This window comes from Paraburkholderia sp. EG287B, from assembly GCF_040965595.1.
Taxonomy (GTDB): domain Bacteria; phylum Pseudomonadota; class Gammaproteobacteria; order Burkholderiales; family Burkholderiaceae; genus Paraburkholderia.
In genome coordinates this window covers 369,097-391,706 of the sequence record NZ_JBFRCG010000009.1, presented here as the reverse complement: position 1 = coordinate 391,706, position 22,610 = coordinate 369,097, and the positions used below count along the sequence as shown (strand labels likewise).

The 22,610-nt window shown below is 62.7% G+C and carries 22 protein-coding genes and 1 pseudogene; 8 read left to right on the top strand and 15 right to left on the bottom strand.

Going from position 1 to position 22,610, the window contains the following annotated elements; genetic code table 11:
* Together AB4Y40_RS19005 and AB4Y40_RS19000 are read left to right on the top strand one after the other, a co-directional pair.
* The coding region (locus AB4Y40_RS19005; protein ID WP_368689066.1) for a group II intron maturase-specific domain-containing protein at window positions 1–723 on the top strand (723 nt) is incomplete at its 5' end.
* Entirely contained in the window at window positions 657–1,082 is a 426-nt protein-coding gene (locus tag AB4Y40_RS19000; RefSeq protein WP_368689065.1) for an H-NS family nucleoid-associated regulatory protein, read from the top strand. The genes AB4Y40_RS19005 and AB4Y40_RS19000, both read left to right, overlap by 67 nt.
* 347 nt (window positions 1,083–1,429) lie before the next feature.
* On the opposite strand, the gene AB4Y40_RS18995 is transcribed toward AB4Y40_RS19000, so the two are convergent.
* From AB4Y40_RS18995 to AB4Y40_RS18970, 6 genes are all read right to left on the bottom strand, one after another.
* The gene (locus AB4Y40_RS18995) at window positions 1,430–1,570 is read right to left on the bottom strand and encodes a hypothetical protein (protein WP_368689064.1); all 141 of its coding nucleotides are present in this window, start codon (window positions 1,568–1,570) and stop codon (window positions 1,430–1,432) included.
* Between the two features lie 144 nt (window positions 1,571–1,714).
* Window positions 1,715–2,191 (bottom strand): hypothetical protein, encoded by a 477-nt coding sequence (locus AB4Y40_RS18990; RefSeq protein ID WP_368689063.1) that lies wholly within the window; start codon window positions 2,189–2,191, stop codon window positions 1,715–1,717.
* Between the two features lie 69 nt (window positions 2,192–2,260).
* A complete protein-coding gene (locus AB4Y40_RS18985; protein WP_368689062.1) occupies window positions 2,261–2,500 on the bottom strand; it encodes a type II toxin-antitoxin system CcdA family antitoxin in 240 nt (79 codons plus the stop codon).
* 75 nt (window positions 2,501–2,575) lie between these two features.
* Window positions 2,576–2,983: a hypothetical protein gene (locus AB4Y40_RS18980; RefSeq protein WP_368689061.1), complete on the bottom strand. Its 408-nt coding sequence runs from the start codon at window positions 2,981–2,983 to the stop codon at window positions 2,576–2,578.
* Window positions 2,984–3,028: 45 nt separating this feature from the next.
* The gene (locus AB4Y40_RS18975) at window positions 3,029–3,544 is read right to left on the bottom strand and encodes an HAD domain-containing protein (RefSeq protein WP_368689060.1); all 516 of its coding nucleotides are present in this window, start codon (window positions 3,542–3,544) and stop codon (window positions 3,029–3,031) included.
* An 80-nt stretch (window positions 3,545–3,624) separates the two neighbouring features.
* Window positions 3,625–3,981 carry a hypothetical protein gene (locus tag AB4Y40_RS18970; RefSeq protein WP_368689059.1) on the bottom strand — a complete coding sequence of 119 codons (357 nt, stop codon included), beginning with the start codon at window positions 3,979–3,981 and terminating at the stop codon, window positions 3,625–3,627.
* Window positions 3,982–4,040: 59 nt separating this feature from the next.
* On the opposite strand from AB4Y40_RS18970, the gene AB4Y40_RS18965 reads away from it, so the two are divergent.
* Complete coding sequence (locus tag AB4Y40_RS18965; protein WP_368689058.1) at window positions 4,041–4,247, top strand: hypothetical protein; 207 nt, start codon at window positions 4,041–4,043, stop codon at window positions 4,245–4,247.
* Between the two features lie 92 nt (window positions 4,248–4,339).
* Here AB4Y40_RS18965 and AB4Y40_RS18960 read toward each other — a convergent pair whose 3' ends face one another.
* From AB4Y40_RS18960 to AB4Y40_RS18945, 4 genes are all read right to left on the bottom strand, one after another.
* A complete protein-coding gene (locus AB4Y40_RS18960; RefSeq protein WP_368689057.1) occupies window positions 4,340–5,251 on the bottom strand; it encodes an HAD domain-containing protein in 912 nt (303 codons plus the stop codon).
* A 940-nt stretch (window positions 5,252–6,191) separates the two neighbouring features.
* Window positions 6,192–6,446, bottom strand: a complete 255-nt coding sequence (locus AB4Y40_RS18955) for an antitoxin Xre/MbcA/ParS toxin-binding domain-containing protein (RefSeq protein WP_368689082.1) — start codon at window positions 6,444–6,446, stop codon at window positions 6,192–6,194.
* 223 nt (window positions 6,447–6,669) lie between these two features.
* On the bottom strand, window positions 6,670–7,107 hold the full coding sequence (locus tag AB4Y40_RS18950) for a hypothetical protein (RefSeq protein ID WP_368689056.1): 438 nt from the start codon (window positions 7,105–7,107) through the stop codon (window positions 6,670–6,672).
* Between the two features lie 913 nt (window positions 7,108–8,020).
* The gene (locus tag AB4Y40_RS18945; protein ID WP_368689055.1) at window positions 8,021–9,478 is read right to left on the bottom strand and encodes an efflux transporter outer membrane subunit; all 1,458 of its coding nucleotides are present in this window, start codon (window positions 9,476–9,478) and stop codon (window positions 8,021–8,023) included.
* Between the two features lie 76 nt (window positions 9,479–9,554).
* Between AB4Y40_RS18945 and AB4Y40_RS18940 the strand changes: the two genes are divergently transcribed.
* The 4 genes from AB4Y40_RS18940 (at window position 9,555) to AB4Y40_RS18925 (ending at window position 15,345) form a co-directional block, all read left to right on the top strand.
* Window positions 9,555–10,172, top strand: coding sequence for a TetR/AcrR family transcriptional regulator (locus AB4Y40_RS18940; RefSeq protein WP_368689054.1), 618 nt, complete (start codon window positions 9,555–9,557; stop codon window positions 10,170–10,172).
* An 82-nt stretch (window positions 10,173–10,254) separates the two neighbouring features.
* On the top strand, window positions 10,255–11,370 hold the full coding sequence (locus AB4Y40_RS18935) for an efflux RND transporter periplasmic adaptor subunit (RefSeq protein ID WP_368689053.1): 1,116 nt from the start codon (window positions 10,255–10,257) through the stop codon (window positions 11,368–11,370).
* Window positions 11,367–14,507 carry an efflux RND transporter permease subunit gene (locus AB4Y40_RS18930; protein WP_368689052.1) on the top strand — a complete coding sequence of 1,047 codons (3,141 nt, stop codon included), beginning with the start codon at window positions 11,367–11,369 and terminating at the stop codon, window positions 14,505–14,507. The genes AB4Y40_RS18935 and AB4Y40_RS18930 overlap by 4 nt, the downstream gene beginning before the upstream one ends.
* A gap of 31 nt (window positions 14,508–14,538) precedes the next feature.
* Window positions 14,539–15,345, top strand: coding sequence for an oxidoreductase (locus AB4Y40_RS18925; RefSeq protein ID WP_368689051.1), 807 nt, complete (start codon window positions 14,539–14,541; stop codon window positions 15,343–15,345).
* Window positions 15,346–15,676: 331 nt separating this feature from the next.
* Here the strand turns inward: AB4Y40_RS18925 and AB4Y40_RS18920 are convergent.
* From AB4Y40_RS18920 to AB4Y40_RS18900, 5 genes and pseudogenes are all read right to left on the bottom strand, one after another.
* Window positions 15,677–16,015: pseudogene (locus tag AB4Y40_RS18920) on the bottom strand (TauD/TfdA dioxygenase family protein); the annotation flags it as partial.
* Between the two features lie 88 nt (window positions 16,016–16,103).
* A complete protein-coding gene (locus tag AB4Y40_RS18915; protein ID WP_368689050.1) occupies window positions 16,104–17,162 on the bottom strand; it encodes a substrate-binding domain-containing protein in 1,059 nt (352 codons plus the stop codon).
* A 24-nt stretch (window positions 17,163–17,186) separates the two neighbouring features.
* Window positions 17,187–18,425 (bottom strand): SfnB family sulfur acquisition oxidoreductase, encoded by a 1,239-nt coding sequence (locus tag AB4Y40_RS18910; RefSeq protein ID WP_368689049.1) that lies wholly within the window; start codon window positions 18,423–18,425, stop codon window positions 17,187–17,189.
* A gap of 66 nt (window positions 18,426–18,491) precedes the next feature.
* Complete coding sequence (locus tag AB4Y40_RS18905; RefSeq protein ID WP_368689048.1) at window positions 18,492–19,553, bottom strand: ABC transporter permease; 1,062 nt, start codon at window positions 19,551–19,553, stop codon at window positions 18,492–18,494.
* The gene (locus AB4Y40_RS18900; protein WP_368689047.1) at window positions 19,550–21,037 is read right to left on the bottom strand and encodes a sugar ABC transporter ATP-binding protein; all 1,488 of its coding nucleotides are present in this window, start codon (window positions 21,035–21,037) and stop codon (window positions 19,550–19,552) included. Before AB4Y40_RS18900 ends, AB4Y40_RS18905 begins: the two co-directional genes overlap by 4 nt.
* Window positions 21,038–21,360: 323 nt before the next feature.
* Between AB4Y40_RS18900 and AB4Y40_RS18895 the strand changes: the two genes are divergently transcribed.
* Window positions 21,361–22,605 (top strand): acyl-CoA dehydrogenase family protein, encoded by a 1,245-nt coding sequence (locus AB4Y40_RS18895; RefSeq protein WP_368689046.1) that lies wholly within the window; start codon window positions 21,361–21,363, stop codon window positions 22,603–22,605.
* The last annotated feature ends 5 nt before the right edge of the window (window positions 22,606–22,610 follow it).

The following is a 22,610-nucleotide window of genomic DNA, read 5'->3' as shown; positions in this document are numbered from 1 at the left end:
GTGCGCAAGTATGGTGGCAAGCTGTTGATCAAGCCAGCCAAAGCAAACGTTCAGCGCTTTCTGCGTAAGCTGCGGGAAACCGTGAAGGCCAGTGCGACGCTGCGACACGACGAGTTGATACGCAAGCTCAATCCATTGCTTCGAGGATGGGCGAACTATCACCGGCATGGTGTATCGAAGCGCATCTTTGCTGAAGTTAGTCACGCGGTTTGGCAATGTCTGTGGCGCTGGGCGCGGCGTCGGCATCCGAACAAAGGCGCAGGCTGGGTTCGACGGAAGTACTTCCGATCCGTCGGTTTCCGGCACTGGGTGTTTGGCACGGAGACTGGCAAAACGCCCGGTTCGGGAGAGAAGGAACTCCTGCTGCTCTATGACATTGCAGGCACGCCGATCAGGCGACACCGGAAAATAAAGATGGATGCCAATCCATTTGACCCGAAGTGGGAAAGCTATTTCGAGGAGCGATTGGGCCTCGTGATGGTGGACTCGTTAAAGGGTCGCAAGCAGTTAATCCGGTTGTGGCTCGATCAGGCTCGCGCGTGTCCGGTCTGTCAGCAGATGATTACGAAATCCAGTGGCTGGCGTCTCTACCACATGGTTCGGAAAGTCGAAGGCGGGAAGGACACGCCGGGCAATCTCGTGATGTTGCATCCTGAATGTCACCAGATGGCGCGAGCTCTCCGACTCCCAGTAGCGAAACCGGCTCCAGCAATGGGGCTTTGAAAGGCTTGAGCGGTATGCGGCGAAAGTCGCACGTACCGTTCTTAGGGGAGGACGCGACGGCAACGTCGTGTCCTTACCCGACCAAACCAGAAGACATCGCCACTTCAATTGCTGCAGATCAGGAGCGGTTGCGGGCAGTGCGTTTCCGCGACGCTTCCGGAAACACATGGGATGGCAAAGGCGCTCCTCCACAATGGGTGGTTCAGGCGATCAGCGCCGGACAGTCTCTCGAGCATTTTGCAATTGATCCGGCACCGACCCGGGTCCCGGGCAAGCGCACCGGCACCGACTGGCGCAATGACCCGTTTGCTGGGACCAGACTTGCAACAATCAAGACAGAGGGCGTTGGCGTCGCTTGAGTGCCGCCCCGCTCAAGCGCCGAATGGTCGCCAAAGCCAACGCACGGGCCTTTAGCTCGTTAGATGTCGCCTGGTGCTGATATGACGAATGAAATCCAAGGGATCACCGGCTCTCGTGCAGGATCTGCAGACTGAGTTAAGCATCCGCATATGGCCTCTCCTTCACGACATTCCTCACGCGCTTCGAAGGCAGCCGGGTTAATCTAACACAGGACCTGTGCTTTGCTTTCTGCTGTCGAGCATCGCGCGACGGCTACGAGGAAGGACTATCCGATATACCAGGAACCGAGCCAGTAGGCGTGCGGACTGCAACCGCGTCACAAGGCGCAGGTGCTGGGTCTTCGCCCCTATCGGGCGAAGAGGATCAGCCAAATCGTGACAACACCCCCGCATAAGCCGAGCGCGATGATGACGAGCGAAACGATAGCCTCTTTGCCCCGCGCTTGCGGGAACATCCAGTTCGCGAATTCACTGATTTTTGATGCCATGATTAGCCAACGCTCCGGATTTGACAGATAGAACCCGTCGGTCCGACGGTGGGTGATCGTTTGGTTCTGACACTGCACCCGCAGTTTCTTCATTTCCGCGGCGGCGGAACCGTTCGCTGCGCGCGACTTGCCGTCTCTGAATTTTCAGTTGAACGCGTATGCGTTCGCGCGGGCGTCGTGCAGCGCGTGGTGATCGCTCAGGCCTGTGTTCATAAAAAAGCGCTCCTTCTCGAGGTCACAGATCCGGCGATAGACGTTTTCAGTTTTCCAGCCTGTCGGCACGCGACCGCCGATCAGGTGCTCGAGCAGCCGGAGATCGCCTTCATAGTCGAAGCACAGAACGGGCTCGGGCCTGGGTGGCACCTGGGCGAACCACGCAAGCACTTCGCGGGAGACCTGACGTAACGGCATGGCACGACCGGGTGGTATGCCCAACTGCGGCAGCACAGTTGCACGCACGAAGTCGCTGCACAACGCACGATCGAAGTCGGATACTTCCGCGTAGAACTCGTGGCTGTCTTCGCCCACGATCGCCAACGAGATCAGTTGGCAAGCTTCAAAGGACGTGAACTCGGTATCAAGGAAATAGCGTGTCCTCCATAGGCTGCGTGGAGCGGTCATAGACGTTAGCCTCCTGTTCCTTTGAAGGGGCTGCCAGGTGATTCCAATGAGAGTGACTTGGGCACCGTCTCAAACCATCCGGTATTCGCCAAGCGGCAGCCCATGCTCCTCCACATAGGCGTTGGAGTACGCAATTGCATCCGCATTCTCCTTCAGCCAGAGCTCGGCACGCCTGTCAGCAATCGCCCGTGCAAGTCCGGCCTCTGCCGCCTGCGACACATCAACGCCGAGGGCTTTCGCTTCAGCGAGGAGCGACCCGGCCAGCGATACAGTCATCGACTTCTTCAAATGGGTGTCATCCGCCGCCATGGACCATCTCCTTACAGATTTCCGAATATGCACGAAAACGCCCCTGCACGAAGCGAGCATCTCGACACGACGTGCCTATTCGTCTCTGCCCGCGGAATGGGCAGGGCAGCGCGTCATCATCCAGCCATTCTTGCTCACCAGCTTTCCCTTGTTGCCGCATACCTCACAAATCCGGCCGGTCATTGTTTCGGCAAGCTCGATCATGGCACGCTGGCGGTCGTCTGCCCCGTCCGCATAGAAGCGCAGAACCCCGAATTTTTGCTTGACCTGCACCGCGACTACCTGCGGCGCGCCTGCGGACGTGGTCGCGTGCTGAAGGTTCAGGGCTAGCGCATCCAACAGGTCGAACCAGCCATCGCCGCACTCGAATCCCCAGACCGGGAATGGATCCGGCGCCGGGCCGCACGGGTCACGAGGCGGGAGAGCTGAGCGGAAAATAAGCGGATAGCGATCGCGCAACGTTTTCTGCAGTTCGTCACGCATCTGTTCCTCTCTATCGCTGAGTTCGCAACGGAATTCCCATGACTCTCATACACGGTGTCGTGCGTCTTCGGTAGCCATTCCGGCCAGTCCCGCCTTCAGCCCGGCAATGGCCGCTGGCACCGCAATGCCGAGCACCGGATCCGTGAGCACGAGATGACCCTTTGCCCAATCCGGCCACCCATGACCGTCGTCATCGAGTGAAAGCCACGCTTCTGGCCGACGCCGAATGACGTCCGCACAGACCTGCAAGCCGCGGGGCATTGCCCGGAAGAGCGACGCGTCCATGTCACGATGGAACGTCGCGCCGATGACACGCGCGCGCAGGCCATCCGGCAGCCTGTGCGCGACCTTGCGGACGCTGCCATAGACGATGACCCAGCTGGTCGAGAGCACGATCCGCACGTCCGGGTACGGGGCAAGCAAGTCAGCAAGCAGGCGGGCGTGTTCGAGAACTACGTGGCCAGGCGGAGTGGCGACATACGGACCAGTTCCTGGCCGTCTCCAAACGTCCTCCGGATGCAGTACGCCATCAAAGTCGAGATAGAGGATGCGCCCGCCCATATGCGCGGGCGGTGGAGTCGCCCTGGGGCGCTCGGCTGCGGGATATGCAAATCGCTGCATCTACAGGATCGTCCCAATAGTTACGCCGCCGTCTGGACTGGACCAGTAACCCGGACAGCGAGAGTCCTGGCTATTGCGTCGCGCGCGACGAATCTCTTGTCCACCCCGGCCCCACGAGGCCCAGTTGCCGGAGCGGTCACCGCGGGCAGGCGAATCAGTAAAGTCCCGGCCGACTGACCCCACGGGCTCCCGATCATCGCCAGATCGCTCTGGACGCCCTCAAGCTCCAGATAGACGGCGTCCTCAGGCTCGAACAGCTCGGTATAAAGCTGCCAGCCCGGCAGATCGCCTTCCTTCGGCTGGAACCGGATCGTACTTTTGATACCCATGACTTGCCTTCGCTTGTTAATGGCATCGCCCAGTTTTGCGACCGGCATAATGGATCGGGCGGGGACGATGACAACGCCTAGCCGAGCACTGCAAATTTTTCCCACACATGCTCAAGCAACGCGAGCAAGGCATTGCCGATGATCCTGCACTAGGCGTGTCAGTGGAGAACCTGATGTCATCGCGCGCGAGCCTCGCCTCTGCTTTCCATTCCAAGCCGGCGGCATTCGGCATACTTGTTTCGGATTACCACTCGGCCGGGGCCGGTCGCGTCAATTTCGAGTACGTCGCCAACTTCCCAGCCCTCGGTCACTAGTTCGGTCCAGATGGTGGCGGGTAGCTGAAGCACGCCGTCGCCGCTGCTATCAGAAGCCTCTTGAACCTAAACTGCCCACCGTTTTTGGGATATCACGGCATATCCTCCAGGATCTTCGCGTGAACATCGGCAAGCCACTTGGCGATGCGCGATAGCACGTCGCGATCGTTGATACCGATGGCCGGGTCAAGCAGGACGAAGTGCTCGACGAGCTCACCCGGTGCTCCGAAACCAGCTCGGTCAATTCCGAACACCGCATCGTCAATCGCCAGCCAGTTTCTCAGGCGCTTGCCGGCTGCATAGCGGATGATGACATCGGTTCGCTCAGTGCCGGCGAGCAGGTAACTCCATCGAGGTTTGATGTCTCCTGTGGTTCCGACAATCCGACGACGCAACGCTGCCGGTAGCGCATCGATCACCTTCTGCACTGGCATTTTCGTAAGCCACGAAGTCGTAAGCACGATCTCGATCTTCGGATACCCAACTAGTAGCTCCTCGAGCAATGGAGCGAATTCGAGCAACGGCCGCCCGGAGTCGAGCGTTATGTCCCCGCGGTCGTCGATATACGCGGTGCCGACGTGCAAGGTCCCATCGAAGTCGACGAACAGCGTGGGCGTGAGCTTCTCCGGATCCAGCGGCATAGACACCGGACCGCGTGCCGGACGATTCCTCGGTGAGGAATTGGCTTTCGTCAACTGCCCCCAGTTGACTGTTTGCCCGAGGAAATCAAGCGCGTTTTCGGCATCGGCTGGAGGCATGACAAGCATCGTGAGGCCTAAGCCTTCCAGCACCTTGAACAGGCAAAACGTATCGACCGGCTTCCCGTCCTCAAGGCTCTTCAAGGCCGCGCCGTCGATGTTAATGATGTCCGCTGCGTCCTGAAGGTCGAGACCGCATTCCAGCCGCTTAAGACGAATCAAGCGGCCCAGTGTCGCGAGGTCGAGGGCAAGAGGGTATGGCTTACGGATCTGATTCAATGCGCTGGGCGACATGATGCGCGGCATGCCCTAAATGGTCTCCGACACCTGGTCGATGGCAACACGATTCCTGCGCCTACCGCAGTCCAATGGATGCTCGTACGGACACACATTTCTGCTTCGAGCATCACGGTGCTCATGCGACATAGCTCCCGTTACTACGTCTGGCCGCTGTGATGACTTCCCGGGGCCGATCCAGCGCATCCTTTGGCACAACCGCCTGCATCTGTTCGTCACTGATCCAACCGTTCGGAAAATAAAAGCATGCTGCAGTCTTCCAGCTATCGGTGACCGCGCCGAGCTCCGCGAGAATGTCGCGAATGAGGAGCGGCGGCTCGCAAGTAGTATCAAGCTGGTAGGCCGAAAAGTGCGCCCGACCACCGACCGTCACGCTGTAGATGCGGCCCCGCCGCTTCCAGTTGCTTGCTGGTTGCGACCTTCTGCAAGGCGGCCTCTTTTGCCGCGCGTTGATCTGCGCTGCGGTCAGCCATTCGACGCCAACACGGCCTGCATGATTTCCAGGCGGCGGAGACGCTCATTCAGTTGGGCCATGCGGAACCTCCTATGCCGAAATTGGCAGCGAGTGCGTGCCGGTCCAGTTGGAAAGGATCGAGCAGGTGCGCAAGCGCTCATTGCCGCCGCCGATCTCAGTCATCAGCAACTTGTGCTGCGGACTAACCATGCACCGCCCCTGCCACGTGATCCCTCGCAGCCTCCAGCACTCACCAGCCCACTTAATGGCAAACACCCTACCCTCGTCCTGCCACCGGTCCGCTGCCTCCGGAATCACTCCCGCGCTCTCCCGCTTACCCACCGTCTGTGCCGTCAACCAATTCGTGCCGATGAGCACCGCTTGTGCCGCCTTCTATCCCGGCACGCAAGGGTCCGGCCTCCGCCTTTGTCCTATCGTCTCGTTGCGTTTTCTCCATCGCCCGCTCCGTGATGAAGTCCGTGCTCAATAACGGGGTTAGACGCAGATCCCATGACGGATGCGCGCGAGAGTCGTTTGGACACGGTCCGCCCCATTTTCGGCGGACAGCAAGTCGACCGGTCTGGCCATTCCCAGTGCCTGGTTAGGCGTCAGCAGCCATTGAATCCCGAGCACGGGATCTTCAAACACGTCCGTAGCATCCTCGTATGCATGGGTGACCCTTGCCTCCAGACCGACTGGATCCACCTGTGCGGCTGGCTGACCGCTTTCGAGCCGCACCCGGATGCGCATCAACACGCGCTCGGGGTCGGGCTCGCCAGGCCCCGATTCGTCACATGCATCTCCCATCGCATTCCTCATCTCGTCCGGTATCGGAAACTCACCTCCCGCCGTTATCATGCGGCGCGAGCGATCGCCCAGATGGCTCCGCCTTCAATCGTCACGACCACAGACTATGTTGACGATAAAGAGTGCCCTACGCTGGTCATGCGCCCGTCTCGTGCGGCTCATCTCGTCAGCGTTGGCCGCCAAGAAAGTCGAACCAATCGTGCGCATAGGCACAGTCGTGATCGGGAATGGAAGAACCACCCAGTTTCTGATCAAAGAATGTCCGAGTGGGCTCCGGGATCTCGTCCAGCCGCACGTAATGGTGGCCCGCATCGTTCGTCCGGACCGTCACTTCGGGTTGCGCAGGTCGCGGTGGAAGTTCTTCGGGGCCATAGTTGAGCGCTGTGGCGACGCAGCGCGCAGTGAGATCCCATACGCTGCTCGCCCATCGCGGATAATCTCGGACAAATGCAGGCTCGCCGACCACACCAAGCGACGACTCATGCAAGATCACTCTATAGTCCCCAAGTGCGCCGTCGCCTAGCCGCGTAATGTCTGCCGATGCGATGACACGCTTTTCGCATTCCCGTCCGCCGGGTAGCAGCTCAATAGTCACTCGAAGCATCCGCCTTTCCTCTCGTCTACAGCCGACACGATGACATGCTCGTTTGAGCTTCCTGACGGAACTTGCGGCACTTCGGCAGCAATATCGCGTCGGTCTCCGGACGACTCAATCCATATCCAGAATCGAATAACACAAGGCGATCGTTATGACCTCCTGCACGTTCACCTTGACCGGATAGACAGATAGACCGGCCCGCAACAGCACTTACGGCGCCGCGCTCAGTTGGCAAAGGCGCAGGAACTCGCCCGCGCATCGTTCAGCGCCTGGTGCCCCTGCCGCGCTACTCGAAATATGCTGCGCCGCCGAGCATCACACCGACCAGCGGTTGTTTTCGACCTCCAGAGGAGTGCCGAAATCTTAGTCATTATATGTCGATAAACAACATTTTGTGACGCAAAGACAATGCCGACAAACAGTGCCGCATGGGCTCGCCGTTTCTTATAAGGGACTGAATCGCCGGTGCTTTTTTTTTATCGCCCGAGCGTCTCCACGCCGCCGTGGAACTCTGGGTAATTCTCTACCCAACGTGCGTAATGTACCTTTCAGAAAGAATACGGACTTAGCTGGCGACCACACTCGCGCGTTAGCTCAAAAACCTAACGAAAAAGAGGAAGAATCAGCACTTATCTCCTGCCCAAGTTAAAGATTAATGGTTCCCCGACCATGGTTGCTGACAGTGGCTGCATCGAGCAACTTGACGTCAGCTAACTGCATCTGCGAACTCACGCTTTCGACCCGTTTCCCTCAATCAGGTCATTGCACTAGTTGTGGCTGTTCTCGAATTACCAACGGTCACTCGCGTGTCGTGCGTGCTGCGCATCTTCAAGCGCCGAAAACAAAACACCGGGCTTGATTAGCGGAGGCTGCCTTTGCAAAGAAGAGGGCCGACTGCAACTGGTTGGGAGCGGTGCTCCTATCGGCTTGCAACGGCCTCAGCATCGGTGGGTTGCCACCCTCCGCCGAGCGCCTTGAAGGCGGCGACCGCTGCGCGAGCCGCTTCCGTTTGTGCCTGCACCCGCTCGTCGGATGCGCGCAGCAAGTCTTGATCGGCCTGCAGGACCTCGATCAGGCTAACGACACCTTTCTGGTAGGCCACAAACGAGGCCGCTCGCGCCCGGCCCAGCGAAGTCACACCCTGCGCGAGAACGGCAGCCTGCTCCTCGCGCTTGACGAGTGCCGAGAAGGAATTCTCGACGTCCTCCGTTGCGTGCAATGCGGCAAGCCGGTACGCGGCGAGCATCTCGGCCTCCTGGCCTTTGGCCTCATTGATCTGCGCATTGATGCGGCCGAAATCAAACAGACGCCAGCGCAGCCCCAGCACGCCGGCCGCCTGATTGGCGCCGCTACTGAACAGGTTGCCGCTGGCCATTGATGTTGCGCTCCCGATCAGTCCACTGAGCGACAGCTTTGGGTAATACTCGGCAATGGCCATGCCGATACGCGCGTTCGACGCCGCCAGACGACGCTCGGCCACGATCAGATCGGGCCGACGCCTGAGCAACTCGCCAGGAGATCCGGTGCCTGCGATTCCCGGGGCGGCAGGGATCTCGCCGCCCTCGAAGAGGTCCGTGCGATGCGTGCCGGGCTGTGCACCCAGCATTACGTCCAGCGCGTTCATGGCCGTATCCAGACCGACCTCCAGAACAGGGATGGATGCCTGCGCCGGGGCCAGCGCCCCTTCGGCCTGGCTCACCTGAAGGTCGGCCGCCAACCCTTTGGCATAGAGGAGGTTGATGGTCGAGAGCAGATCCTGCTGCGTCTGCAACTGCTTGCGCGCCACCTGCAGACGGGCCTGCAATCCGCGAATGGTGATGTAGATGTCGGCAGTCTGTGCTGCCACAGCCAGGCGCGTGGCCACCTCGCCGGCTTCCGAAGCCTGATAGTCGGCAAGAGCCGCCTCCCGCCCGCGACGCAGCCCGCCAAAAATGTCCAGTTCCCAGCTCGCGCTGAAATTGGCCTCGTAGTCGTTGCCGTAGCGATCGAAACCGGGCGTTGAATTCAGGACACGTCCCAGCGGAGTTTCGACCGACTGGTAGACCCGGGCCGCCTGGCCGCTGACATTGCCGGAAGGCAGCAGCGCGGCATTCGCTGCGCCGAGTCCCGCGCGCGCCTGCGAGACGCGCGCCGCGGCCTGCGCGAGGTCCAGATTCTGGTCCAGCGCGAGCGTAACGAATCGTGTAAGTTGTGCATCGCCAAAACCCGACCACCACGTGACCAGGTTTGCACTCGCCGCCGCCTGCCGGTGGTCTACCGCGGCCTGACCCTGGAAATGCTCTGGCATGGCTACCACTGGCCGGACATAGTCGGGGCCTACAGCGCAGCCCGAGAGACTGGCGACAATGACCGCGGCAAGGAGGTGTTTGGGTAGCATGAGCGTCTTCGCGAGGTTCCGGTTGTGACCATGATACCAAATAGTCACTAGTTGTCCATTCCTGTATGCTATGTCCATGAAAAACACCACCACTCCCTCCGCTCCCGCGCGCGGCCCGGCTGATCACGAGGTGCGGGACCAGATCGTTGCCGCCGCCACCGAGCACTTCAGCCGATATGGCTACGAGAAAACGACGGTCTCTGACCTTGCCAAGGCGATCGGGTTTTCGAAGGCGTACATATATAAGTTCTTTGAATCGAAGCAGGCCATTGGCGAAATGATCTGTGTCAACTGCCTGCACGAAATCGAAAGCGAGGTTCGGACAGCGGTCGCGGAGACGGATCTGCCGCCGGAGAAACTGCGACGAGTGTTCAAGGTCTTTGCCGAAGCAAGCCTCAGGCTGTTTTTCCGGGACCGCAAGCTGTACGACATCGCTGCATCGGCCGCCACGGAAAACTGGCAGGCGGTGCAAGCTTATGAAGCACGTGTCCAGAAGCTACTCCAGGAGGTTCTCCAGGAAGGCCGGCAAAGTGGCGACTTCGAGCGCAAGACGCCGCTGGACGAAACCGCGATGGCGATCTATCTGGTGCTGCGCCCCTACCTCAACCCGCTGCTACTGCAATACAACCGCGACACCACCGACGTCGCGCCAGCGCAGCTCTCCAGCCTGGTACTCCGAAGCCTGTCGCCCTGACCGATCTCGGATAGTGACTATTGACTGAAGTGGTCACGAGAACCATAATGGAAGCCGTCATCACTTCATCGATGGGACTTTCATGTTCTCGCGTCGCCTCGCCACCTCCGCACTCGCCTGTGCGCTGCCGCTTGCGCTAGCGGCCTGCGGCGAAAAAGCCCCATCTGATCCGCGCACCGAGGTACCGCTGGTGCGCACGGCCATCGTTCAGGCGGCGATCCCCGCGTCCCGTTCGTTTACCGGAACTGTCTCCGCACGCGTGCAAAGCGACCTGGGATTTCGCGTTTCCGGCAAGGTGCTGGAGCGGCTGGTGGATGCCGGCCAAACCGTCAAACGCGGGCAGCTGCTGATGCGCCTCGACCCCGTCGATCTCAAGCTTGCCGCGCAGGCCCGGCAGGAGGCGGTCACCGCCGCGCGGGCGCGAGCGCAGCAGACCGCGCAGGATGAGGAGCGCTATCGCGACCTGCGCGGTACGGGTGCGATCTCGGCTTCGGCCTACGACCAGGCCAAGGCGGCCGCCGATGCAGCCAGGGCGCAGCTCAGCGCGGCTGAGGCTGACGCCGACGTGGCGCGCAATGCGACGAGCTATGCCGAGCTGGTCGCGGACGGGGATGGCGTGGTGATGGAGACGCTGGCCGAACCGGGCCAGGTCGTCAGCGCCGGACAGCCCGTAGTGCGCCTGGCCCACGCGGGACGCCGCGAGGCTGTCATCCAGCTACCGGAAACCCTGCGCCCCGCCATCGATTCGGTCGCCGAGGCCACTCTCTTCGGCAACAGCGGCATCAGCGTGCCGGCCACCCTGCGCCAGCTCTCGGATACGGCGGATCCGCGTACCCGCACCTTCGAAGCGCGTTATGTGCTGCAGGGTGCGCTGGCCGACGCGCCTCTAGGCGCAACCGTCACGATCGAGATACCGGACGCACGCGTGGCGCTCCAGGGCGGCTTGCAGGTGCCGATCGGCGCGGTACTCGACGCGGGCAAAGGGCCCGGCGTGTGGGTCATCAACGGCGAACAGGCCAAGGTTGCGTGGCGGCCGGTCACGGTCCTTCACCTCGATGACGACAGTGCTCGCGTGTCGGGTGCGTTGAAACAGGGCGACCGCGTCGTTGCGCTCGGTGCCCAGTTGCTGCGCGATGGCGAACAGGTCCGAATGTCCGGCGAGGCCGTCGCGGTGGCGAACGAGGGAGCACGTCCGTGAGCGAAGGTCGATTCAACCTGTCGGCGCTCGCCGTTCGCGAGCGCTCCATCACCCTGTTCCTGATCTGCCTGATCTCGCTGGCCGGACTCGTGTCGTTCTTCAAGCTGGGTCGCGCCGAAGACCCGGCGTTCACGATCAAGGTGATGACCATCGTCACTGCATGGCCTGGCGCCACCGCACAGGAGATGCACGATCAGGTCGCCGAGAAAATCGAAAAGCGCATGCAGGAACTGCGCTGGTACGACCGGACCGAGATATACACGCGGCCCGGCCTGGCTTTTACAACGCTGACGTTGCTCGACAGCACCCCACCGTCGGAAGTGCAGGAGGAGTTCTACCAGGCCCGGAAAAAAATCAGCGACGAAGCCGCCAACCTTCCGGCTGGCGTGATCGGGCCGATCGTCAACGACGAATACGCGGATGTCACCTTCGCACTCTTTGCGCTGAAGTCCAGGGGAGAACCGCAACGCCTGCTCGTGCGCGACGCCGAGTCGCTGCGCCAGCGGTTGCTGCACGTGCCGGGCGTGAAGAAGGTCAACATCATCGGCGAGCAGGCCGAACGTATCTACGTCCAGTTCTCACATGACCGGCTGGCAACGCTCGGTGTCAGCCCGCAGGACGTGTTCGCCGCGCTCAATGGCCAGAACGTCCTGACGCCAGCGGGCTCGGTGGAGACCAAAGGTCCGGAGGTGTTCATTCGCCTGGACGGTGCCTTCGACAACCTGCAGAAGATCCGCGACACGCCAGTCGTGGCGCAGGGTCGCACACTGAAGCTATCGGACATTGCCACCGTCACGCGTGGTTATGAAGATCCGGCGACGTTCATGATCCGCAACAACCGCGAACCAGCCTTGCTGCTGGGCATCGTGATGCGCGACGGCTGGAACGGGCTCGATCTCGGCAAGGCACTCGACAGCGAGGTCGGCGCAATTAACGCCGTGCTGCCGCTGGGAATGAGCCTGACCAAGGTCACAGATCAGGCCGTCAACATTCATTCGGCGGTCGACGAGTTCATGCTCAAGTTTTTCGCCGCTCTGCTGGTGGTCATGCTCGTGAGTTTCGTGAGCATGGGGTGGCGCGCAGGCCTGGTGGTTGCCGCCGCCGTGCCGTTGACGCTGGCCATCGTGTTCGTGGTCATGGCCGCGACAGGCAAGAACTTCGACCGCATCACCCTGGGATCCCTGATCCTGGCGCTGGGCCTTCTGGTAGACGACGCGATCATCGCCATTGAAATGATGGTGGTGAAGATGGAGGAAGGCTACAGCCGTGTGGCCGCCTCGGCGTATGCCTGGAGCCATACCGCCGCACCCATGCTCTCGGGCACGCTGGTGACGGCTGTCGGCTTCATGCCCAACGGCTTCGCGAGGTCCACCGCAGGCGAGTACACCAGCAACATGTTCTGGATCGTCGGCATTGCACTGATCGCATCCTGGGTCGTCGCCGTGTTCTTCACGCCCTACCTCGGCGTGAAGATGCTGCCCGACTTCAAAAAGGTCGAAGGCGGCCACGACGCGATCTATGACACGCCGCGCTATAACCGCTTCCGTCAGCTGCTCACGCGCGTCATCGCGCGCAAATGGCTGGTCGCCGGTTCGGTGGTGGGGCTCTTCGTCCTGGCTATTCTCGGCATGGGCGTGGTCAAAAAGCAATTCTTCCCGATCTCGGATCGTCCTGAAGTGCTCGTCGAGGTGCAGATGCCCTACGGAACATCCATTTCCCAAACGAGCGCCGTTACCGAAAAGGTGGAGGCGTGGCTGGCGAAACAGAAGGAAGCCAAAATCGTCACAGCTTATGTCGGGCAAGGTGCGCCGCGCTTTTACCTGGCCATGGGGCCGGAATTGCCCGATCCCTCGTTTGCGAAGATCGTAGTGCGCACGGACAGTCAGGATGAGCGCGACGCATTGAAACTGCGTCTGCGCCAAGCCATCGCCGACGGTCTCGCCCCGGAAGCGCGCGTGCGGGTCACGCAACTCGTCTTCGGTCCGTATTCGCCGTTCCCGGTCGCCTATCGCGTCACGGGTCCGGACCCGGACAAGCTGCGCGCAATCGCGGCTCAAGTCGAGCAGGTGATGGATGCCAGCCCAATGATGCGCACGGTCAACACCGACTGGGGCACGCGCTCGCCCACGCTGCACTTCACGTTGCAGCAGGACCGTGTGCAGGCGGTGGGGCTCACCTCAAGCGCCGTCGCGCAACAACTGCAGTTCCTGCTCACTGGCGTGCCTGTCACCGCCGTGCGCGAGGACATTCGGACCGTGCAGGTCATCGCGCGTTCGGCCGGCGATGTGCGTCTCGACCCTGCCCGGCTCGGCGACTTCACGCTGGCTGGCGCGAACGGGCAGCGCATTCCGCTATCGCAGGTGGGCAGGGTCGACGTACGCATGGAGGAGCCGATCATGCGTTGGCGCGACCGCGTCCCGACGATCACGGTACGCGGCGACATTGCCGACAACCTGCAGCCACCAGACGTATCAACGGCGATCACCGGGCAGCTTCAGCCGATCATCGCGAAGCTGCCCAGCGGCTATCGCATCGAGCAGGCGGGCTCCATCGAGGAGTCGGCCAAAGCGACGACCGCCATGTTGCCGCTGTTCCCGATCATGCTGGCGATCACGCTGGTCATCATCATTCTGCAGGTTCGCTCGATTTCCGCGATGGTGATGGTGTTCCTGACGAGTCCACTCGGCCTCATCGGTGTCGTTCCGACATTGATCCTGTTCCGGCAGCCGTTCGGTATCAATGCGCTGGTCGGCCTCATCGCGCTCTCGGGCATCCTGATGCGCAACACGCTGATCCTGATCGGGCAGATTCACCAGAACGAACATGCCGGGCTGGATCCGTTCCATGCGGTTGTCGAAGCTACCGTGCAGCGTGCCCGCCCGGTGATCCTGACGGCCATGGCCGCGATCCTGGCCTTCATCCCGCTGACGCATTCGGTGTTCTGGGGAACGCTCGCCTACACGCTGATCGGCGGCACGTTCGCCGGGACGATTCTGACCCTGGTGTTCCTGCCGGCCATGTATTCCATCTGGTTCAAGATCCGCCCCGGCAACCCAGCGGGTTCACACAGGGACCGCGATCACCTGCCATTGCATTCAGATTCGATGACACAGGACGCGCTCGACGCGCGCAGTTGACACCCCATCCATTCACCAAACGGAGTTGTTCATGTCGAATTCCACGGTTGTCGTTGTGACCGGCGTGTCATCGGGTATCGGCCGCGCCACCGCCGAAAAATTTGCGAGGCGAGGTTGCCGCGTGTTTGGCACAGTGCGCAGCCTTGCAAAGGCGGTGCCTGTCTCAGGAGTCGAGCTTGTCGAGATGGATGTTCGCGACGATGCTTCGGTCAAGGCCGGAATCCAGTCCGTCATCGAACGCGCCGGGCGAATCGACGTGCTGGTCAACAATGCAGGAACGAGCCTGATCGGTGCCGTGGAGGAAACTTCGACTGCCGAGGCCCTGTCGCTGTTCGATACCAACGTCTTGAGCATCCTGCGCACGACGCAGGCGGTACTTCCCCTGATGCGGGCACAACGTGGTGGAAGGATCGTCAATGTCAGTTCGGTGCTTGGCTTCTTGCCCGCCCCGTACATGGGCCTCTATTCGGCGTCCAAGCATGCCGTCGAAGGGCTGACTGAAACGCTTGATCATGAGGTGCGCCAGTTCGGCATCCGGGTAACATTGGTCGAACCATCTTTTACCAGGACCAACCTGGACGTCAACGCCCCACTGGCAAGCTCGAAAATCGCCGACTATGATCGCGAGCGGGCCCTGGCATCGAACGCAGTCGTCAACAGTGTCAAAGGTGCCCCCGCGCCCGACGGCGTGGCAAACACGATCGTCGAAGCGGCGCTTGGCACCTGGCGTATGCGTCGCACACCGGCCGGCGAAGCATCCCTGTTGCGCAAATTGCGGCGCTTCATGCCCTCCGGTCCGGTGGATTCCAGCTTGAGGAAAACTTTCGGGCTAGTGTGAAGTTTTCTTTCTCGCCGCAACGTGGTCTGTGCATCACGTTCACGAGCGCGCCCTGCGCCGACGAGTAATCAGCTGCGGACGTCCATGGTCATGACGACCTCGACGCGTCGCAACAACCTCGCAGCAGCAAGAAAATCTTGGCAACTGAGTCCGTACGCACCTGAAACTGAAGATATGCCAAGTCAGAATTGCGCGTCGTCGATGCACCGACCGTATTCGTAGCTATGACCTTTGCTGGCGCTCCGTTGGAGTTGCAGGGGTTGATGTTAGAAGCAAAGCGGTCGTCTCAATGACACTGTCTCAGCGCAAGTGATCTTACCCCCGTTCAGTGGCCTGTCCATGGTCGCAAAAGTGGCTCTCCCTCGAAGCGCGTCGCCTTGCGAAACCTGGAAATCGAATCGATCTGCGGGTGTCCTTCGACGTGGCCGAAGACGGGATGCCCGACGGGCAACTCGCCGAACTGTGCCGAAAAGGCCACGTGCTGTTCATGACTGAGGAACTGCTCGCGGAAAAAGATCACGCGCCATTCTTGCAACGCGCCGCGGATAGCCTTGATCCGCGCTGGCGTCAGGGGCCGGGAAAGATCGACACCGCTGATTTCAGCGCCAATATGGGCTAAAAGCGGGCGGACAACGATCTGGGCTTCTTCTGGGACCACGGCTGTGCTCACGATGATTTCCGGTTGAAAGCGTAATACGCGCGCCAATGAGTCAGATCGAAAGAAGCGCAATGACTAACGTCGAGCGCTCCCATCAAGGTCACTGTTCGACGGGAATCCAGGCCGCCGTCGCCGCGTCGCTGGCCCGGAATGCCGGGAATTTCGCCCCCAGCTCCGCGATGGTGTGGATATCGTTCTTCACCAGATCGTCGCGCGTGACGAGCGTGGGCTTCACGAGGATGTGGTGGTCGAGCGGCTGCCCGGCCACGTCGAGCGCCGCGGCGCGCACCGACACGGCGCCCACCACGGCGGGGTTGGTCGCCGCGGTGGCGACCCACGCGCTGTTCGGCGCGCGAATCGCCTCGATGTCGGCAGTCGAGATGTCCGCGCTGTAGATCCGCACCTTGCTCGCAACGTTCGATTCATTCGCCGCGAGATTGGCGCCGCGCGCAAATTCGTCATAGGGGGCAATGACCACGCGAATATCCGGATGCGCACGGTAGGCGGCAGCCGCCTGATTGGCAACCGACTGCGCGATCGGATTGTCCACGGTGCCCCAGCGCGCCTTTTCCTGGATGCCGGGATGGTCGTGCTTGAACGTCTGCCAGACGGCGTCGCGCCGATCGAGCGGCGCAAAGCCCGCTACGTACACATAGCCCGCGGAAAACGCGTTGCCATTGTCCTTGACGGCCTGGGCGAGCAGCAGCGAAGCGAGGTCACTATCGCTCTGCTCGATTTGCGGGACCTTCGGATTGGCCAGATTGACGTCGAAAGCGACGACCTTGATGCCCTTGTCGAGCGCCTGCTGCACGACATCCTTGAGCGACTCGGGCAAGCCGTGGTTGACGATGATCGCCGACACGCCCAGATTGATGGCCTGCTGGATCTGGTCGCGCTGCTCTGCCGCGTCCTGGCGCCCCTCGTAGATGCGCAGATCGATGCCTAGCGCCTTCGCCTGCTTCTGCGCGCCCGCCTCGTAGGCCTGGAAGAAGTCGCCCTCCGAAAGATAATTGACCAGCGCGACCTTCACGCCGCCTTTGTCGAACGGCGCCGGGGCGCCAGCCAGTGCGGCGGCCTCCGCCGTGAGCGTGCCGAACAGGCCCGCCGTGCAGAGCGCCAGTGCGCAGTTGCGAATGTGCCGTTGAATCGATGTCTTCATGACGTTCCCGTTTGTGCGATGGGGTTAGTTCCACGCGTGACGTGCCGGCTTGACGCCGTTGAGGTAGTAATTGCCAACAAGGTGATACTTCCAGCGCACCGGATCGTGCAGCGTGTGCGTTCGTGCGTTGCGCCAATGGCGGTCGAGGTTGTGCACGCCGAGCGTCGACTGCGTGCCGGCCAGTTCGAACAGCTTCTCGCCGGCCAGCAGCGCGACTTGTGTCGTGAGCACCTTCGCCTCCCCCACGGCGACCGAGGCGCGCGCCACGTCGTCCTCCGTCGTCTCGCCCTTTGCGGCGAGTTCGTCGAGCACACGCGCCGCACGCTCGAGCAAGGCCTCGGCGGCATGCAACTGGATATGCAGATTGCCGACCTCGCGGATCGTCAGGGGGTCGTCGCTTGCACGGTCGACGCCGCTATCGACCCACGGCCGCGAGCGCGAGCGCACGAACGCGAGCGTGTCTTCGATCGCCGCGCGGGCAATGCCTGCGTCGATGGCCGCCTGGATAATCTGCGAGAGCGGACCATTGAGCGTGGGCTGCTCCGACACGCGATGCGCGGGCAACACGAGCCTTGCCGGCACGCGCACGTTGGCAAGCGTCACGGTGCCGCTAGCTGTGGTGCGCTGACCGAAACCGGACCAGTCGTCCACCACGCTGAGCCCTTGCGTGCCGCGCGGGATATAAGCGAGCCAGCCCCGGCGGTCCTCGTCGAGCCCGAGCACGGGGACGTAATGCGCGAAGAGGGCGCCCGTCGAATAGAACTTGGTGCCGTCCACGACGTAGTGATTGCCGTCGCGGCGCACGCGCGTCTTCAGGTCGAGCACATGTTTCGTGCCCTTTTCCGAGAAGCCGTTGCCAAAGCGCTTGCCGGCGAGGACTTCGCCGAACAGCTCGCGCTTTTGCTCGTCGCTGCCGGTGAGCGTGATCACGTCGACGAGGCCGAAGTGATTTTGCGGCAGTTGCCCGAGCGACGGGTCCGCAGCCGAAATGATCTTGACTACCTCCGTGAGCGTGACGTTGGACACGCCAGCGCCGCCATACGCTTTGGGCACCGTGATACCCCACAGTCCCGAGCGCGAGAACCACTCGATCTCCTCGTGCGGCAGGCGCCGCTCGCTGTCGCGCTGCGCCGCGCCAACGGCCAGCCGCGCGGCCAGCTCCGTTGCGACCGCAATCGCTTCGCTATCCGTAGCAATCACGTGCGCGGCTTCCGTTAAGGGAGCGGCGCCCAGTGTCTCGCTGCCTGCCAGTGTCTCTGCCATGATTTGCTCCGCTCGACTAAATTGTGTAGTTTTGCCAACCGCAACATTGCCGGACGTCTGCCGGCCTCAGTTGCGCCCTTCCGCCCGGCGCCCGATGCTGAACGTGAACGCCAGCGCCACGACCAGCAATGCGCCCTTGATGAAGTCCTGCAGGTAATACGGCGCGTTGAGCATCGTGAGCCCATTGAGCAGCACGCCGACGAACACCGCGCCGATCACCGTGCCCGGCACATTGGGCCGCTTCGCGCCCCACACGGCGTAGCCAACCAGCGCGGCCGCCACCGCATCGAGCAGCAACGAATGCCCCGCACTCACGTCGCCTCGGCCCACGCGCGCGGCGATCAGCAGCCCGCCGAGCGAGGCGATCGTCGCGGAAGCGACATAGGCCGCCAGCCGGTAGCGGGCCGTTGGCGCGCCGGCCAGCCGGGCCGCCGTCTCGTTGCCGCCGATCGCATAGACTACCCGGCCCCAGCGCGAGGAGCCCATGACGAATGAGACGAACGCGGTCAGCACGAGCAGCACGATGACAGGCACCGGCACCACATCGAGGAGGCGTGCGCGGCCTAGCGCGAGGAACGCATCGGGGAACGTGCCGCTCGCTTCGGTGCCGTCGGGCAGGATCGTGCCGGTCGCGAGCGAGCGGCCGCCGGTGGGAATCAGTTGCAGGCCCGCAAGCAGGAAGAGCGTGCCGAGCGTCGCGAGCTGGTCCGGGACATGCAGGCGCGTGATCAGCAACCCGTTGAAGAGCCCCGCCGCCACACCCAGCGCGAGACACGCGAGCACGGCTTCCCAGCCGCTGCCGTGCCAGACCACGAGCACATAGCTCGCGGCCATCTGCGCCGAGGCGGCGACGCTGCCCACGGAAAGATCGAAGCCGCCCGCGGCGAGCGTGATCGTCACGCCGATGCCGAGCAGCGCCACGATCGAGACGGCCTGCAAGATGCTGAACAGGTTCGCGACGTTCAGAAACGCGGGTTCGCGAACCGTGAAGATGACGCCGAGCGCGACGAGCACGAGCAGCAGCCCGCCGCGCTCGAGCGCGACGAAGAGGCTGTGCCGGCGCTGCCGGGTCGTGTCGCGCGTGGAAGACTCGTCGTCCGATGCTGCCGTGGGTGTGATGGATCTCATGAGTGGGCTGATAAGAGGGGTTCCGCTACGGCTGCGCGTTCGACTGTTCCGCGGTCGAACATGACGATGCGGTCGGCGACTTCATGCGCCTCTTCGAGGTCGCTGACGAAAACGAGCGTCGCGCGCGAAGCGGCTCGCTCGCGCAACGCGGCGGCGATATCGGCCCGAGCGCCCGCATCGACGCCCTGGAACGGCTCGTCGAGCAGCAGCAGCCGGGCCGGCTCGGCGTGCCAGCGCGCCAGCAGCACCTTCTGCTGATTGCCGCCCGAAAGCCGCGCGACGCGGTCGTCCGGACCCGAGCAGCGAATGCCGAATGTCTCGATGGCGTCTTGCGCCTGCGCGGCTTCGCGATCGCGCGGCAGGCCCACGCCGCGCTGCCAGCGGGACAGAAACGGAAAACTGATCGTGCCGGCGATCGATGCGAACGCAACGGTGTCGGGAAAGAGTGACGTGCGCCACCGGTCTTCGCCGGCGAGGAATACGCCCGCGCGGATCGCGTCGGTTGGCGCGCGCGGGGCCCAGGCGCTGCCGTAAAGGCGCATCTCGCCCTCAGCCGCGCGCAACGCGCCAAATATCACCTGGGCAAGCCTCGACTTCCCCGCACCGACCGGGCCGACGATTGCGACTATCTCGCCTTGCTGCACGTCGAGATCGAACGCAGCGCCATGCGCCGTGAGGCGCAGTCCACGCAGCCGCAATGCAGGTTCCGCGCCTGCCTGGCCCGTGCGTGGCAGGACTCGCGCCTGCGGCAGGGCGCGGCCGATCATCGCTTCCAGCGCCGCGTCAAAATCGATGGGCGCGTTCTGTTCGTCCACAATGCGGCCATCACGGAGCACCGCCACGCGCGAAGCCAGTCTTCGCAGGTCGCCGAGCCGATGCGAGACGAGCAGCACCGCCACGCCCTCCGCGCGCAAGTCATCCACTAGCGCATGGAGCCGTGCGGCCTCGCTCGTGGAAAGGCTGGCCGTGGGCTCGTCGAGAATCAGCAGCCGCGGGCGCGAAGCCAGCGCACGCGCGACCACCACGCGCTGCTGGCCGGCGAGAGAAAGCGAACCGAGCGGTGCCGTGAGATCGGCTTCGAGCCCCACGCGCGCGGCCAGCGCGGCTGCACGGGTGTAGCGGGAGGCGCGCGGCGTCCACCAGCGCGCTCCGCCGCCGCAAAGTTCGTCGAGCAGAAGATTGTCGGCAATGGACAGCGCAGGCACCACCGCGTCGGCAATGCTCTGATGCACGGTCGCCACGCCCAGACGCTTCGCCGCCTGGGGTGAACCCGGCGCATAGGCGTCCTCGCCGAGCGTGAGCGTGCCTTCGTCCTGCGCATTCACGCCGCTCAGGATCTTGACGAAGGTCGATTTCCCGGCGCCGTTCGCGCCCATCAGCGCAACGACCTCGCCGGCGCGGATGGAAAAATTCAGCCGCGACAACGCGAGCGTCGCGCCAAAACGCTTCGTGATCGAGTGGGCAGTCAGAATCGGAGCGGACATCGATGGGTTAGCCGGTTGGAGATCGCTAGCGGACACTGCTGCCCATCGTAGCGAGGCGGGGGAGAGAGCCCAACGAAGCGATGCTCATATTCATGCGTCCGCATTTGATAAGGCGCCCTACAGAAAGCGCCCTGACAGCAACAGGGCGTATCCGCTGCCGCAACAGCCGATTCGACGACATTGCGAAGAACGCGCCGGAGCAAATCGGGCAAGCCTATATCGATTCATCAATCCGTTATTGGAGCCGCTGCGCGCGGGTTTCTATACTTTTCTCCTTCGCTGCGTGGTGCGCATTCTCTCCACCCCCAACCGAGAAAAAACGCATGAATGTCTCCCGATCCCATGACGCGCTCTCGCAAGGCGCCGACTACGAAACCCTTGCCGCCCGCTTCCGCCCGATCTTCACGGAGATCGCCCGCGAAGCCGCCGAACGCGAGCGCTCGCGCACGCTGCCGCATGACGCGATTGCGGCGCTCAAGCAAGCGGGCTTCGGCGCCGTGCGCATTCCGGTGCGTGACGGTGGCGCGGGGGCTTCGATCGCACAGCTGGCGCAACTGCTCATCGAACTCGCTGCAGCGGACTCGAACCTGCCGCAGGCGCTGCGCGGCCACTTCGCCTTCGTCGAGGACTGGCTGAACGTGCCTGCCGGCGCGGACCAGCGTGCATGGTTCGATCGCTTCGTGAGCGGCCAGTTCGTCGGCAATGCGTGGACCGAGGCTGGCGACGTCGCGCTCGGCCAGATCGGCACGAAGGTCGCGCGCCGCGACGGCGGCTTCGTGCTCAACGGTTCGAAGTACTACAGCACCGGCAGCCTCTACGCGGACTGGATCGACGTGTTCGCGCAGCGCGAAGAAGACGGCAGCGACGTGATCGTGGCCGTCGCGACCGACCAGCCCGGCGTGCTTCGCGAGGACGACTGGGACGGCTTCGGCCAGACGACCACGGGCAGCGGCACCACGCTGTTCCGCGACGCCGCGGTCGAGGGCCGCAACATCATCGACTTCAGCCGCCGCTTCAAATATCAGACCGCGTTCTATCAGCTCTTTCACGTCGCCACGCTCGCAGGAATTGCCGAGGCAGCGAGGCGCGACGCCGCCACCCTCGTGCGCAGCCGCAAGCGTATCTACAGTCACGGCAATGCGCCGCGCGTGAGTGACGACGCGCAGATCCAGCAGGTGATCGGCGAGATCGCCTCGTGGGCCTATGGGGCAAAAGCGGTAGCGCTGCAGACTGGAGAAGCCGCACAGCGCGCCTACGAGGCGCGCTTCGAAGGTGACGACGAGGCCGAGCGCGCGGCAAACGTGGAAGCCGAAATCGCTTCGGCACAGGCCCAGATCGTCGCCTCCGAATTCGCACTGCGCGCGGCGACGCATCTGTTCGATGCGCTCGGCGCGTCTGCCATCCGCGCCGGCCACGCGCTCGACCGCCATTGGCGCAATGCACGCGCGGTGTCGTCGCACAATCCGCTCGTCTACAAGGCGAAGATCGTGGGCGACTGGACCATCAATGGCACCGAGCCGCCCTTTCTCTGGCAAATCGGCAACGGACCGGAACGCGGGAGCAAGTGAACATC